At 34.7% G+C, this 15,732-nt stretch carries 11 protein-coding genes; 4 read left to right on the forward strand and 7 right to left on the reverse strand.

All coding sequences use genetic code 11. The annotated features are described in order from the left end of the window. Positions 1–39: 39 nt before the first annotated feature. The 6 genes from MKX73_RS17550 to MKX73_RS17575 form a co-directional block, all read right to left on the reverse strand. Complete coding sequence (locus MKX73_RS17550; RefSeq protein ID WP_340718564.1) at positions 40–987, reverse strand: ABC transporter permease; 948 nt, start codon at positions 985–987, stop codon at positions 40–42. Further along, a complete protein-coding gene (locus MKX73_RS17555; RefSeq protein WP_340718565.1) occupies positions 984–3,023 on the reverse strand; it encodes an ABC transporter ATP-binding protein in 2,040 nt (679 codons plus the stop codon). The genes MKX73_RS17550 and MKX73_RS17555 overlap by 4 nt, the downstream gene beginning before the upstream one ends. 32 nt (positions 3,024–3,055) lie before the next feature. Then, the gene (locus MKX73_RS17560) at positions 3,056–4,603 is read right to left on the reverse strand and encodes a class I adenylate-forming enzyme family protein (RefSeq protein ID WP_340718566.1); all 1,548 of its coding nucleotides are present in this window, start codon (positions 4,601–4,603) and stop codon (positions 3,056–3,058) included. Between the two features lie 81 nt (positions 4,604–4,684). Beyond that, positions 4,685–5,899 (reverse strand): MFS transporter, encoded by a 1,215-nt coding sequence (locus MKX73_RS17565; protein ID WP_340718567.1) that lies wholly within the window; start codon positions 5,897–5,899, stop codon positions 4,685–4,687. 321 nt (positions 5,900–6,220) lie between these two features. Continuing rightward, positions 6,221–7,387: an acyl-CoA dehydrogenase family protein gene (locus tag MKX73_RS17570; protein ID WP_008404007.1), complete on the reverse strand. Its 1,167-nt coding sequence runs from the start codon at positions 7,385–7,387 to the stop codon at positions 6,221–6,223. Positions 7,388–7,656: 269 nt separating this feature from the next. Continuing rightward, a complete protein-coding gene (locus MKX73_RS17575; RefSeq protein WP_340718568.1) occupies positions 7,657–8,427 on the reverse strand; it encodes a hypothetical protein in 771 nt (256 codons plus the stop codon). Between the two features lie 324 nt (positions 8,428–8,751). Here MKX73_RS17575 and MKX73_RS17580 point away from each other — a divergent pair, with 324 nt between their 5' ends. The 4 genes from MKX73_RS17580 to MKX73_RS17595 are packed head-to-tail and all read left to right on the forward strand — an operon-like array spanning position 8,752 to position 15,155. Beyond that, positions 8,752–10,074 carry a nucleotide sugar dehydrogenase gene (locus MKX73_RS17580; RefSeq protein WP_340718569.1) on the forward strand — a complete coding sequence of 441 codons (1,323 nt, stop codon included), beginning with the start codon at positions 8,752–8,754 and terminating at the stop codon, positions 10,072–10,074. 19 nt (positions 10,075–10,093) lie between these two features. After that, on the forward strand, positions 10,094–11,521 hold the full coding sequence (locus MKX73_RS17585; RefSeq protein WP_340718570.1) for a polysaccharide deacetylase family protein: 1,428 nt from the start codon (positions 10,094–10,096) through the stop codon (positions 11,519–11,521). A 38-nt stretch (positions 11,522–11,559) separates the two neighbouring features. Next, positions 11,560–13,365: a glycosyltransferase gene (locus tag MKX73_RS17590; protein ID WP_340718933.1), complete on the forward strand. Its 1,806-nt coding sequence runs from the start codon at positions 11,560–11,562 to the stop codon at positions 13,363–13,365. Positions 13,366–13,397: 32 nt separating this feature from the next. After that, entirely contained in the window at positions 13,398–15,155 is a 1,758-nt protein-coding gene (locus MKX73_RS17595; RefSeq protein ID WP_340718571.1) for a polysaccharide deacetylase family protein, read from the forward strand. Between the two features lie 148 nt (positions 15,156–15,303). On the opposite strand, the gene MKX73_RS17600 is transcribed toward MKX73_RS17595, so the two are convergent. Next, the gene (locus tag MKX73_RS17600; RefSeq protein ID WP_340718572.1) at positions 15,304–15,693 is read right to left on the reverse strand and encodes a DUF2500 domain-containing protein; all 390 of its coding nucleotides are present in this window, start codon (positions 15,691–15,693) and stop codon (positions 15,304–15,306) included. Positions 15,694–15,732 lie beyond the last annotated feature (39 nt).

The raw sequence follows: 15,732 nt of genomic DNA on the forward strand, positions 1-15,732 counted from the left end.
TCACTTCCTTTTCTTGAAACAAGAATATTGAGGCATTTTTTATTTAGTTCTAATTCGTGGATCTACCCAACCGTACATCACATCCACTATTAAATTTACTAATAAAAACATCGCTCCAAAGACCAGTACGGTTGACTGAACAACTGGATAATCTCTCACTAATACAGTTTCAAAAATCAAACTGCCTAGACCTGGGAGTGCAAAAATTGATTCCAGTACTACAGTTCCTCCAAGCAGATATCCAATTTGTAAACCAATTAAAGTAATAACCGAAATCAACGAGTTTCTAAGGGCATGTTTGAATATTACAACCGCTTCTTTCGCACCTTTTGCCCGCACCGTTCTGATAAACTCCGAATGCAGTACTTCAAGGACAGCCGATCTTGTCATACGAACAATACTGGCACTCAGTGTAATTGCTAGACAAATTGCGGGTAAGAACATTTGCTGTAGATTAACAATAGGATTTTCTGCGAATGATTGATAACCAAGTGGTGGAATCCAATTGAAAGACAGTGATAATACAGTTAATAAGATAAGTCCCAGCCAGAAGCTTGGAATAGATAATCCTCCAATTGAAATTACTTTTAAAAAATGATCTATAAATGTATTTTGTTTAACAGCGGAAATAACTCCAATCGGAATACCGATAATGATGGCTAAAACAATTGCCATTAGCGCTAGTTGTATAGTTACGGGAAGTCTGTCTAATATAATCTGGGATACTTCCTTACCTGACCAAAGAGAACTACCCAAATCTCCTTGAAGCGCATTTTTACCCCAATCTATTAGTTGACCGAAAACACTTTTATCTAGACCCATTTCAGCTTTCAATGCAGCCATTTGTTCAGTTGTTGCACCAGAGTTAGCCAACTGAAGGGTCACAACGTCACCAGGTACCGCTCTCATAATGATAAAAATGAAGGTTGTCATAATTAATAGTACGAATATCCCAAAAATTAAGCGCCTAACAATATAGTCAATCATATGTGTGACACCTCCTTATAGAAATGACAGGCAACAGTATGACCTTCTGTAATGTCCATTAGTTCAGGTTTTTCTATTTTACAAAGATCCATTGCAAAAGGACATCTCGTATGAAATTTACAGCCACTTGGAGGATTTGATGGACTTGGTACTTCACCACTTAGGATAATTCGATCTGGTTTAATATTCGGATTAGGATTTGGCACAGCGGAAATAAGTGCCTTTGAATATGGATGGAGCGGTTCTGTAAATAAAGTTTGTGAATCGGTCACTTCTACAATTTCTCCTAAATACATGACAGCTATTCTATCTGAAATATATTTGACTACCGTTAAATCATGAGAGATAAATAAATAAGATAACCCTAGTTTCAACTGAAGATCTTTTAATAAATTTAAAATTTGGGCTTGAACAGAAACATCTAATGCGGACACTGCCTCATCACAAATCAGAAGTTCTGGTTCAGTTGCCAAAGCTCTTGCTATACCAATTCTTTGCCTTTGACCTCCTGAAAATTGATGAGGAAATTTATTCATATCATTTTTAGATAGTCCTACGATTTCAAGCAGCTCTCCTACCCGTTGACGCTTTGAACTTCCTTTTGCTAGATTGTGCACTTCTAATGGTTCCCCAATAATATCGAGAATGGTCATCCTCGGATTTAGAGAACTATAAGGATCTTGAAAAACAAATTGAACCCGCTTCCTCAGAACTTTTTTCTCTTTTCTATTAATATTTGATAATTGTTTTCCATCAAAACTTACTTCCCCATCCGTTGAGTCAATAAGACCTGTTATTAATCTTCCAACAGTTGATTTACCACAGCCGGATTCACCTACAAGACCAAGAACTTCACCTTTGTGAATATTCAGTGTTACACCATCCACTGCCTTAACGTGTCCGATTGTTCTTGACAGTATTCCTTTTGTGATAGGAAAGTATTTTTTTAAGTCTGTTACTTCCAATAAATTCTTTTTACTGATTAAATGTTGATTGAGCTCAAAGACTGGCTCATTTTCTTCCGTTAAAATTGGCCCCTCCCAATTTCCTGTCAGGTTAGGATCTGCAATCCAACACTTGCTTTCTCGACCATTTGCTAATTTAAAAAATGGTGGTTCCTCACTTTTGCACTTATCAGTAGCAAAAGGACATCTTGGATGAAATCGGCAACCAGCTGGAATTTCTGTTAAACTTGGAACATTTCCTTTTATCGTGAGCAGTTTACGTTCTTTACTTGTATCAATTTTTGGAATACTTTTCATTAATGCTTCTGTATACGGGTGTTGAGGTTTATTAAACAAATCCTTCACATTCGACTGTTCTACAACCTGCCCCGCATAGACAACAACTACTTTATCCGCCATTTCCGCTACAACACCTAAATCATGTGTAACAAGGATAATCGCTGTTCCAAACTGGGTTTGCAAATCTTTCAGTAATTGCAGAATCTGTGCCTGGACAGTCACATCAAGAGCTGTTGTAGGTTCATCTGCAATAATTAAACTAGGTCTGCATGCAAGAGCTATGGCAATCATTACTCTTTGTCTTTGACCACCCGATAATTGATGTGGGTAGGCATTAATACGGCTCTCAGGGTCCGGAAGTCCAACTAACCTTAATAGTTCTAGTGCTCGTTCCTGCAATTCATTTTTACTAAGTGTTTCATGAATTTTAATCGTTTCGGTAATCTGATCACCGATTGTGTATACAGGGTCTAAGCATGTCATCGGATCCTGAAAAATCATGGCAATTTCATTTCCTCGAATTTTTCGAATTTCATCATTACTTATATCTTTTAAATTTAAATTATTAAACAGGATTTTCCCGGAAGTAACTTCTCCATTACTATCCAACAAACGTAAAATTGAAAGTGCCGATACGCTTTTACCAGAACCTGATTCACCTACGATTGCAACTGTTTCACCTTTAGCAATATTAAATGAAATACCATCAACAGCTTCTAGGTTACCTTTTCTTGTCTTAAAAACCGTCTGCATTTCCTCTACTTGGAGTAGTGTGTCATTTTTTCCTGTCATTCGAATGCCTCCTTTCAATTAAACTACTTATATTAATCTAATATCAGGTTAGCAAATTGTTCTCTCAGCTTAATTTTCATGATTTTCCCAACACCATTTTTCGGAAGTTCCTGAATGAATTCAATATGACGAGGTGTCTTATATTTAGCTAAATTTTGTTGGCAGTATCCGATTAATTCACTAGCACTTACTTCTGCATCGGGCTTTTTCACAATACAAGCAACAATTTCTTCACTCATTTTTTCGGAAGGAACACCAATCACCGCAGCTTCCAAAACAGCTTCATGTTTAACTAGCAATTCCTCTAAATCCCTCGGATAAATATTAAATCCGCCTCGAATAATTAAATCCTTTTTACGATCTACAATGTACAGATAGCCTTCATCATCCACTTTTGCCATATCCCCTGTATGAAGCCATCCATTTTGTAGTGCCTTTTTTGTTTCTTCTTCATTTTTAAAATAACCAGGCGTTACATTATCGCCTTGTACTAATAATTCGCCGACATCCCCAACTGGTACTTCATCCCCATCTTCATCCACGATTTTAATGTTTACACCTGGCATTGGTACTCCTACAGAACCTTCTTTAATCGGCATATCATTACGTTGTGTAGCAACTCCTGGCGATGCTTCAGAAAGTCCATACGCATCTCTTACCTCAGCCCCAAATTTTTCTTTAAACTTATGACGTAAGCTAACTGCTAGTGCAGCAGCCCCCGATCCAACTGTTTCTAAACTAGATAAGTCATATTTATAGGCATTCGGATGATAATACATCGCATGCACCATAGCCGGGACAGCAGCAAAGGATTTCACTTTAAATTTTTCAATAACCTTAAATACCTCTTCGGCATCGAATTTATCAAAAATAACAACTGAGCTACCTAGCAAAAACATACTGTTCATAATGCCAAAACCATAAATATGGGCTAGAGGAAGTACACCTAGAGTAGTACTTCTTATTTCGTCCTCCGCTCTAAGTTTTAATCCTGACATTGAATTTGAGTAGAGATTTCTATGCGTTAACATAACTCCCTTCGGTATACCTGTAGTGCCGGATGTATAAAGGATGACGGCAACATCTGATTCTTTTAACTCTAAAGGAGTATTTTCATAAACTGATATATTAGAAAGGGCTTTTTTCCATTCAATGATTTGAAACTCTTCCTGTATATCTTCCTCTCTTGGTTGATCAATGCAAATAATCTTCGGTTTAACAGATAAATCACTGGATGCATTTTTTAATTTTTGCAATAGAACAGATGATGTAATAATAACTTTTGCTTCAGAATTCTTTAAAATAAAGTTGATTTCATTTTCATGTAAAAGATACATAGCTGGTACAATGATGCCACCAACTCCTAATACTCCTTGGTAAGAGAAAATAACTTCGGGACAATTTGGCATACAAATTAACACCCGATCTCCTTTTTCCACTCCGAGAGAATGGACAAGACTAGAAACTTTCTTACAAATAATTTCCGTTTCAGTATTTGTATAAGTTTTATCATAGAAATACAGAAGGTTATACTCACCAAAATTCTCAATATTTCCACCCAATAATTCAGTTAGTAACATGTTACCCTCCTAACTTTTATTTACTATTTTCATAGTATTTTTCGCATTAAAGCGCTTACATTTTAAGACCAATAGTTCCGATTATGAGTTACTAGTATCTTTGTGTAGAGATATTTCAATTTTTTGTTGGTAAGTTATCAAAAATGCAATACCTAATAGAATTACTGTTATGACAGCAGAAGTTATAAATGGAGCCGATACGAGATATATGAATACCCAGCCCCCCCAAAGAGGTCCAAGTATTCTCCCTAAACTATCCATTGATTCTTGGAGGCCTAATGTAATACCTCGCCCCATCTCAGTACGTTTTGATAACATCGCTATAGTAGTCGGCCGAACCAATGATTGCCCAAAACCAGTAAAAACACATCCTAAAATTGCTACCCATATTAATGGCGCAAAACTAATTAAACAATAGCCAATTGCCGTAAAGGATAAGCCAATTTTTGTAATCGTATCTTCATCCCATAATTCATAACATTTTTTTAGTAAAAAGAATTGTACCAAGACAGAAGTTCCAGCTTGTGCGCTAAAGGCCATACTTACAAAGATTGGGGTAGCTTCAAATTTTGCTATTAGATAATATCCAAGTAGACCGAAAAAACTCGAAGCTGCAATGGACAATCCAAGTATGATCATATAATGATTCCAATATCCGTTTTTCGTAACCATTGTAATAGATTTCCAAAAGGAAACTGTTTCATTATTGCCTGCAAAAGTATTCTGAGTTTCTTTATTATCATTATTTATCGAATCTCGGATGTAAAAATGGGCAAAAGGTAGAGTTATTAAAGCTAGTGATCCTGCAATAATAAAAGGTACTACGACTCCAAAGGGAGAAAATAACCCTCCAATAGCTGGACCACACAAAAAGCCAAGTCCATTCACTGCTCCCATTTTCGCGATGGTTTGATTTCTAAACTCTTTTCTAGTGTGATCAGCTACCATCGAAAAAGCTGCAGTTTGAGTACCAGACGATATTGCTGCACCAATTAATCGAACTAAAAGCAATTGCCAATAATTTTGAGCCAAAATTAGTAAAAGGAAAGCTACACCAAAGCCAAATACGCCAATCATTAGAACGGGTTTTCTCCCTATTTTGTCAGCTAAACGACCCCATATCGGTGCAGTAATTAACTGGGAAACTGCCCAAATTATGATTAACGATGACATTTGAACTGATGAAAGCCCCAAATCATCTGCTAAGAATGGTAATGTAGGAAGTACTATTCCATAACCTGTCATCGTTAAAAACATTATGAATCCTAGTAGAAAGAACGCCTTCCTTTCCATCATCTATATTCATCTTCTTTCAATTTAATTGAAAAGCGGGGAACGCTCGCTTAGCCCTGACACAAGTTGGAGACTCTGACATGGAGGCGGTTTTGCCTCCATCGGAAGAGCCGAAGCGCAAGGCGGTGCTGGCATTTACTTTAATCTGAAAATATAGTAATGATAATTGTTATTCTACCCACACTATTTCGGATTAAATTTTTGATTTGGCAAACTAACTATTCATCTAGAACCACACTTATTAACTAACCGGTTAGTATTACTACCGCATAATAACTGACTAGTTAGTATGTTAAAGAAATATATGAGTAGAAGCTGCCTTAATTAAAGTAACTCTCCAACTTTTGCATGACCTTTCAATAAATTTCTTGCAATCGTTCTGCGCTGAATCTCATCTGTTCCCTCGAAAATTCGGTATAATCTTAATTCTCTATACCAGCGTTCAATCGGTAATTCCTTTGTATATCCCATTCCACCATGGATCTGAAGAACACGATCGACCACTTGATTTGCCATAATTGCGCCATTTAGTTTTGCCATAGATGATTGATGACGTGGATCCATACCATTTTCAGCCATCCACGCAGCTCTAAATACGATCCATTTTGCTGCTTCAATTTCAACTGCTGAATCTGCAATCATCCATTGGATTGCTTGACGTTCTGCTATAGGTTTACCAAAAGTAACTCGTGTTTTTGAATAGTCGATGGCCATTTGCAATAAGCGTTCTGCAGCACCGATTGCACCCGCAGGAATCATATATCTCCCTTGGCCTATCCACTGCATACCTAAATTAAAACCTTGACCCAGTTCTCCTAAAATATTTTCTTCAGGAACACGAACGTTATCAAATACTAATGTTGCTGGTCCCCATTCGCCCATTGTGTAAATATATTCCGACTTCCAACCCATTTCTTTATCTACAAGGAAACAAGTTACTCCGCCATTCGCACCTTTTTCTTTATCTGTCACTGCAAATACCATGGCAAAGTCTGCTTCATTTCCATTTGTAATAAATACTTTCTCACCATTTAACACCCAATGGTCACCATCTTTAACCGCTCTCATTTGAATACCTCTTGCATCTGATCCCGCATCAGGTTCGGTTAAAGCAAAGCAAGAACGTCTTTCTCCATTAATAGTAGGGATTAAATATTTCTGTTTCTGTTCCTCGTTACCTAAATAAAGGATATTATCAGCAGAACCACCAAAGTTAAACGGTACAAAAGTTCTTCCTAATTCCATTGCAATTAACACTGACATAATTGGCCCTAAATTTGCCCCACCGTATTCCTCAGGCGTATTAATACCCCAAAATCCAATTGCCTTTGCCTTTTCTCTTAATTCTTTTATTTTTTCATTAGAGATACCAGGTCTGCCTTCCCTTTCATTTTTTAATACTTCTTGCTCCAAAGGCTTCAGTTCTTTATTCACAAAATCTCTTACTGTTTTTTGAATCATTTTTTGTTCATCATTTAGCGTAAAATCCATTAATAACATCTCCTTGTAAATGAAATTATTTGAGTACGAAATTGTTAAATAATATTCACAATTTTATAGAATACTCAGTTACAACACGTTATGAATCTAACGGTTTATATATGCGAGAAATTTTAAAGCGCTTTCATTTTAAAAACTGGACTTTTAATAAAAAAAAGAAACCCAAAAGAATGAAAACTTCCGGGTTTCTTAACAGATTTCGTATCAAATTATTTTTGTTCGAAGCGTAGAAAATTTGCTCTTTAAATGCGTATAAATATTTATTTAAACTTCACAATCCAAGGTAATGTATCTTCACCAAAATCCGTCATTGTGTATAAATAATTTTCCTTTTGCCATTTCGCCATTGTGCCTGTTTGTTCGGCATCTACATGTAAATAACCATAATCTTTTGGTACCGGAAGCATATTCGTTTCTAAAAATTCGACTGTTTCCTTTGCTGTGAGCAAGCTTTCCTCAGCTTTTTCCGTCAATGACCGTGCAATAATTGCCCAGCGCCCTTCATTCCAACTAGTAAATTGAGAGCCAGCTCCCGCATCCTGGTAACCTGTAATTCCATATCCTAAATCGACAGCTTGTCCACTATCGAAAACGGTTTGATCAATCTCATCACTCGCCAAATCCTTTGAATCGTAATTGGTAATTGTTAATTGACCGATGTAAGTCCCATCTTGTTTAATCGCCTTATCGTTTATCGCCATTTTAGAGGGCGTTTCATAGAAATTTAATGTTATGGTATCACTATCAGTCGTTGTTATCGCTGTTAAATAGCTGCCCTTTGAAACAGGAAAATCAGTTGGTATATCGACATCCCAATTGCTCGGAATAATACTTTGAAAATCTTCAGTTGTTGAAGAAACTTCTGTCGGTTGACTCGAACCCGACTCATCCTTACTCGGAGAATTTGTTGTATCTACTTCACTAGACTTTGTATCTGTTGCAGAATCCTGATCGGCTGTTGTGCTATTATTCGTTTCTTCACATGCTGCAAGAAGAAAAATGCTTAATATAAATGGTACATATTTTTTCAAGATCTCACTCCTCAAGTTTGGCTTGTATAAATTATCATACATATTTTAAAATACATGTTCAAATGATGGATAGCACTTCACCCGTACTGAGTTGTGTGTGTAATGATACACTTATTCGTTTAACTTTTACGTTGAACGGAACTGTTAATTACAATGCTAAATTAAATAGTTTAAATAATCTGCAATTATTTTCCTGAACTTAATATACTAGTACTAGTTCCTATTACTCAAAAGGATGTGATTTATTATTTGATTCATAAATTAAGAAAAAAGTTTATACATTATCTGTAATTTTACTAAATTCTAAAAAAAGAAGGGTTATAGATGCATTCCTTAACTGAAGCATATGAATTATTGCTTAAAAAAATAAAATGGAATACGGCAACCATCGGAGTTATTGGCCTAGGCTATGTCGGGTTACCCCTAGCAATGCAAATTGCAAATAACAAATTTAAAGTAATAGGATTTGAAAAGGATTTAAATAAACTTAAAGCGATCGAAAATAAAGTCTGTTACATACAGGATGTTAATGCAGAACAATTTCTAACGAGTATTCATAATAAGTATTTTGTTGCAACGGATGATTTTCATCTATTACAAGTAGCTGACATTATTATCATTTGTGTACCAACTCCGACAGACAAAAGTGGAAATCCAGATTTAATTTATGTTTTGCAGGCGATCACTGCTATTGCAGAGCATGCTTCAGAAAATTGTTTAGTAATATTAGAGAGTACGACCTATCCAGGAACTACTCAAGAAGTGCTGCTACCCATTTTAGATAAAGCAAACTTTAAAATTGGAGTGTCATGCTTCATCGCTTTTTCTCCTGAGCGAATTGACCCTGGTAATCCACAGTATAAAACCTTTAACACACCGAGGATTGTCGGAGGCGTCACACAAAATTGTACAGAATTAGCCAAATCTTTTTATAAACAAGTATTAGAAAGTGAAGTATATAGTGTTTCTAGCCCAGCAGTTGCAGAAATGGAAAAACTTTTAGAAAACACATTCCGGAATGTAAACATAGCCCTAGTAAATGAACTAACAATGCTTTGCCATAAATTAAACATTAATGTATGGGAAGTTATTGATGCAGCAGCAACAAAACCGTATGGATATATGGCTTTTTATCCCGGACCCGGTGTTGGAGGACACTGCATACCAATTGATCCTAAATATTTAGTATGGAAAGCAAAACAAGTTTCCATAGATATGCCATTAATTCAATGTGCCGATGAAATAAATAATCGAATGCCGAAATATATTGTAGACCGCTTGAATCACTATCTAGAAGACGGTCAGCAACGAATTAAACCGCCGCATATTACGGTTATTGGATTAGCTTACAAAAAAAATATTGATGATTACCGTGAATCACCTACTTTATCTATTCTTACTGACATTAATAAATTACATTATCATTGGAGCGTCGTTGATCCTAATATATGTACGTTCAGCTTTTCACATCAAACTTATAATACCGTTCCGCTTACTGAACTATTAATATCCTCATCCGATTGTGTATTAATCTTAACCAACCATGACAATATTGATTATCAAATGATTGATAAGCATGCAAAATGCATTTTTGATACTAGGAATACGGACTACCCTTTTACAAATGCACGTTATTATCGACTGTAATAATTAAAAGGAGTTCGATATGACTTATAAATTATTTTCTCTTAGTATTTTGTTGATTTTTCTAGTACTATTAAGCGCTTGTACAACCAAACAAGCGATTGATAGTTATACAATAAATTCCCCATACAAACTAGAAATAAAAGAACATAACAGTCAAATGAGCCCTATTCTAAAACAAGTAGCAACTACTCAACCTGTTGTGGCGCTTTCTTTTAATGGTTTAGCGGATAAAGAGTCTACTCTTCGTTTATTGGATGAATTAGATCGTTTAAAAATAAATGCTACCTTCTTCCTTCCAGGCATGAGAGTGGCAGAAGAACCTGAACTCGCTTTAGAAATAAAACAACGCGGTCATGAAATTCAAAATAATACACTGAATTATGAGTTAATGTCAGATAAAAACTATGAACAAACATATGTTGAAATTGAATTATCAAATCAAATTTTAGAGAAGGAGTTAGGAATAAAACCTACTCTTGTTAGAAGTCGTTCAGGTGATTACACAGATAAGATGCGTCTTGTAACTTCACAACTTGGGATGAGTGCAGTCGTAAGCTACTCTATTAACCTTACAAACAATAACGAACAGGTTAATACGACGGATTTAGATAAGCTAATATCACGCGGAGCGATTATTCATTTAAACTCATATTTAAATGAAGAAATAATTAATTCATTGGAAGAAATCAATAAAATCGCAAAAGAAAATAGATTGACTCTTACAACTATATCCGAAGTATTGAACAACAGTTATACTAAACTTCCGCTAGAGAAAATTGAAATTCTTCATCCAATTCAGTTCAACTCTAATTTCGTAAATGCTAAACCAGATATTTTTTTAAGCAATACTGATTCAAAGAAAGAAGTGGCTCTTACCTTTGATGATTGGGCTAGCGATATTCAAATTACTAAAGTGCTGGATGTTTTAGATAACTATAATATTAAATCAACGTTCTTCTTAATTGGAAAAGGCGTCGAGAAAAATCCCAATTTAGCGAAATTAATTATTGAACGAGGTCATGAAATCGCAAACCATTCCTATAACCACTTAGAAGTTACAGCATTGTCACCGAATGATTTACAACAAGATATTTTAAGGGCCCATAAAGTAATAACCGAAGCTATACAGCAAGAACCATTACCGTATTTCAGACCTCCAAAGGGTGTCATAGATGAGGAATCTGCAAAAGTAATCACTTCGATGGGAATTCAAACAATTGTACTTTATGATGTGGCTTCTTATGACTGGGATCTTTCCTTTAATGAATTTGATATCTATAGACGTGTTACCGAAAGAACAAATCCTGGTAGTGTCATTAATATGCATATTCTAGACAATACAAAAACCGTAGAGGCTTTACCCTTAATTATTGAAAAATTACAATCAGAAGGTTATACATTCATCAAACTGTCTGAATGGATTGAGCTGAATGGTATAGATCAGTAAAGGAGAAGACCTACGTGAAGAAAGTAAAAGAAAAATTAATGGAACCTGTAGAAGACCGTCATATACTATCTAATTTACAAATTCCAAATGGTTTACATACTAACATTGAACAAAGAGGCCTACCCCACCTTCCAAACAACTTCAATCCATTAGATTCTAACCACAAACAGAAATACCAACTACTCCGAAAACGTTTCAGAAGTGAATTCGATGTACTCCTGATTAAGGATAATCATGACAAACCTACTAAGGTAATATTTCGCAGTGAAAATATTTCAATCACCGGTATATTGATTAAATCAAATGAATCTCAAAACTTGCAAATTGGTGAGGATGTAACGATAAGATTTAAAATTCCGGAAGGTACAATGCCTGAGGGGTTTGAATCGAAAATCAATATAAAAGCAAAAATCATACGTGTTTATACAGAAGAAAATTATCAAGGCATTTCCTATTATTTTGCTCTTCAATTCCTTAAACCATTAGATTCTTATTTGAAGATAAGGCGGTGGAGATTAGCAACATTTATTGCAAGTATTCTATTATTATTTATATTCTTTGTGGTTTTGTTGATGCGTGCAGAAAGTGTTATTTATTTTCAATTTAATAAAACCCTTTACCTTTACAGCATTATTGCAGCATCACTTTTATTAAGTCGATATTTTTTCAGTATATTCTATCGAAACGTTAAAATTAATCCTCATTTTGAACCTGGAGTTTCCATCATAATCCCTGTATTCAATGAAGAAGAATGGATTCATCGTACAATCTTAACTGCTATTAATCAGGACTATCCGATAGATAAACTGGAAGTCATCGTTATTGATGATCACTCTACCGATAAAACTGTAGAAAATATAAAAAAAATGGTACATAAAATCTATTTAGAAGGCGAACAGTTTCATACAAAGAATAGACTGAAGTATCATGTACTATCTAAAAATTGCGGTAAACGTATAGCTTTGATCACCGGCGTAAAAATGGCCAAATTTGATTTAGTAGTTTTTGTGGATTCTGACAGTTTTTTAGAACCAACCGCAATTCGCAACATTGTGCAACCTTTCCGAGATCCAAAAATAGGTGGAATTTCCGGGCGAACAGAAGTTGAAAATAAATTTACTAATACATTAACCAAATTACAGGCTGTACGTTACTATATTGCATTTCGAATTATGAAAGCAGCGGAGTCTATCTTTGATAGTGTGACTTGTTTATCAGGTCCCTTATCTTGCTACCGAAAAGATCTCGTTCTAGAAAATTCACAAGCTTGGATTACTCAGAAATTTTTAGGCCAACCAGCTACATTTGGTGACGACCGGAGTATGACCAATTTCATTTTAAAAACACATCGAACTGGTTATCAAGATAATGCTATTTGTTCAACAATTGTTCCTTCAAACACAAGAATATTTTTAAAACAGCAAATGCGTTGGAAACGCTCATGGCTCCGTGAATCATTGCGCGCTACAGGATTTATATGGAAGAAGGAACCCTTAATGTCCCTCTTTTTCTTGGCAGGATTAATAGTACCTATTGCTGCGCCCATTGTGGTTTTTTATAATCTTCTATATGTCCCCATCTTTCTTCATATTTTCCCTGCAACATTTTTAATGGGTCTACTTCTAATGGCTATGTTATTGAGTTTTACTCATTTATTATTCCGCGGTAGTAATCTTTGGACCTATGGATTTATATTTGTTCTTTTCTATGAATGTATTTTATTGTGGCAAATGCCAATTGCCTGGTTTACTTTCTGGAAATCTGAATGGGGTACTCGTGATACTCCTCAGGATATTAAGGCACATGAAAGGAAAAAGAAAAGACAATCTAAAAAATCTTCATAAGTTAATTTAATAAAATAATGAGGTTAGAGAAAATGAGTAAAAATATATTCCGTCCTCTGCTCGATGATCAAAAAAAAGAAACAAGAAAAATTATTCGTTCAGTTATACAGGTAATTCTCCTCATATTCTTATTTATAATTGTTGTAAAGGAATTGTTTCTCTTTAAGAAATACGAAGAAATAAATTGGAGTTCAAGTGAAGATAATGGTTTTATCGCTCTCTCGTATTTTGGAATTGATCGAACCGGTTCATCAAAATACATTTCAAAAGGAAATCTGGAAAAACAACTTACTACTTTGCATAAACAAGGTTTTATTACATTAAGTCAACAAGATATTATTAACTATTATAATAAGGGAAGGCAATTACCCGAAAAATCCTTATATCTTTCTTTCGAAGATGGACGTACAGATTCAGCTATCTTTTCTCAAAATATATTGGAGAAATTGAATTACAAAGCAACGATGTTTACGTACTCGAATAAAATGGGTGTGAACGATAAAAAGTTTTTACAACCAAAAGATTTATCTAAATTAGAATCCAGTGGTTATTGGGAAATAGGTTCAAATGGGCATCGATTAACTTATATTAATGTATTTGATTCGAATGGAAACCCATTAGGGATTATCGATGAAAACGAAATACCTGAGAAAACCAAACTAGAATACTATAATCACTATTTAATGGATTTTATACGGGATGAATTTATGATCCCATATGAAAATCGAAATAAGATGGAAAAAAGGATTAGGAATGAATATTCAATCATGAATGAAATCTACCAATCCACATTAGGTTTCACTCCGAGAGCATATGCAATTATGCACGCGAATTCTTTATATCAAGATATGAATAATTTAGTTGAAGAAGTAAATGACCGGGAAATTCGCGCTACTTTTCAAATGCACTTTAATTTAGAGGGCGATGCTTATAATGGAAAAGAAACCGATCTTTATAATTTATCTAGATTGCAAGTATCTCCCTATTGGTCGATAAATCATTTATTAATGAGAATTCAAAAAGACATGCAACAACCAATAGAATTTGAGATTGGCGAAAAAGAAAAAGCAAAGGATTGGAAACTTGCTCTTGGTGCGGTAGAATTTTCCAGGAATCAAATTATTTTAACTTCACTACCATCTGAAGAAGGATTAATCTTAATAAAAAAAGATCTACCTAGAAATTATGATTTAAGTGTTACGCTTAAAGGTAATGTAATAGGTGAACAGAATATTTATATGCGTTACGACAAAACAAATAACACTTATTTGAAACTTTCGTTACACAACAACAAACTGGTCCTCATTGAAAAGTTAAATAATCAGGAGGAAAAACAGCTTGCTCAATATAATCTTGATGATGTAATTTGGGATGGAGAAGATTATGCCTTTAACAAAGCAACCATATATTCCTATATGGACACTCAGACAGGAACACAAAAGATTGAAAGTGAATATCCCCGAATGATACCTGGAAATCGACAATTAAATATAACTCTGGAAAAAAATCAACTTCATATTCTTGTTGATAACAGTGTCATTAATAAAACAATCAATTTTGATTCAACTCATACTTCAAATAATATTGCACTAGGTTCCTTATACGTTGAAAAAAAACCTACTTACGAACAATACGCAGATGGAATTTATGATGCAGTTTTTGAAGATTTAATTATTACATCAGACAGTTCCACTATTTACAACATTGCTTATAATAGGGGTGAAAAAATCCTAAATAAAATAGTTAAGGCTTTTGATACGGTTGTGGATTTCTTTATTAAAAATTTTTAAAGTATATTGAAAGCTATTCGAAATATAGTAATTTATTTATATTAACTTTGGTGTATTCGATTAAATAAACTAAAGTATCAAAAAAGCGCTGATTCCAATACAGAATCGCGCTGTCTTTATATTGTTAGGCCTAGTGAAATTACGGGTGCTATACTCGAGTAAAATCAAGATATCTTGTTCCTTGGAAAGTTAACTTGCCAATATCCCCTTCTGCAAGCATACCGTACTCCTTCCCTGAAACATGAAACTCTGATCGGTCACCACTCTCGAACTCAAATGTAATAAAGTACTTTGTAGATGTACTGTGCGAGTGGTGATTATTATCATGATGGTGATGGGTATTTCTCGTTACATTTGTTCGTTTACCTTTTACGATGGCTGGAATTGTTAGGCGGGGTGAGTTCTCATTTTTCTTCCATTGCTTGAATCCACTGAATAGACCCCCAATTATTGAGATAAATATGATAATAAAAATAAGTGCGATAAATATTGGTCCGAAGTTGAATAACCAATCCCCACTTCCTGGCATGTCATACATGAAATCCCCCCTTACTATGATATTTAAATTATACGGATA

It is taken from the genome of Solibacillus sp. FSL W7-1436 (assembly GCF_038007305.1).
GTDB lineage: Bacteria > Bacillota > Bacilli > Bacillales_A > Planococcaceae > Solibacillus.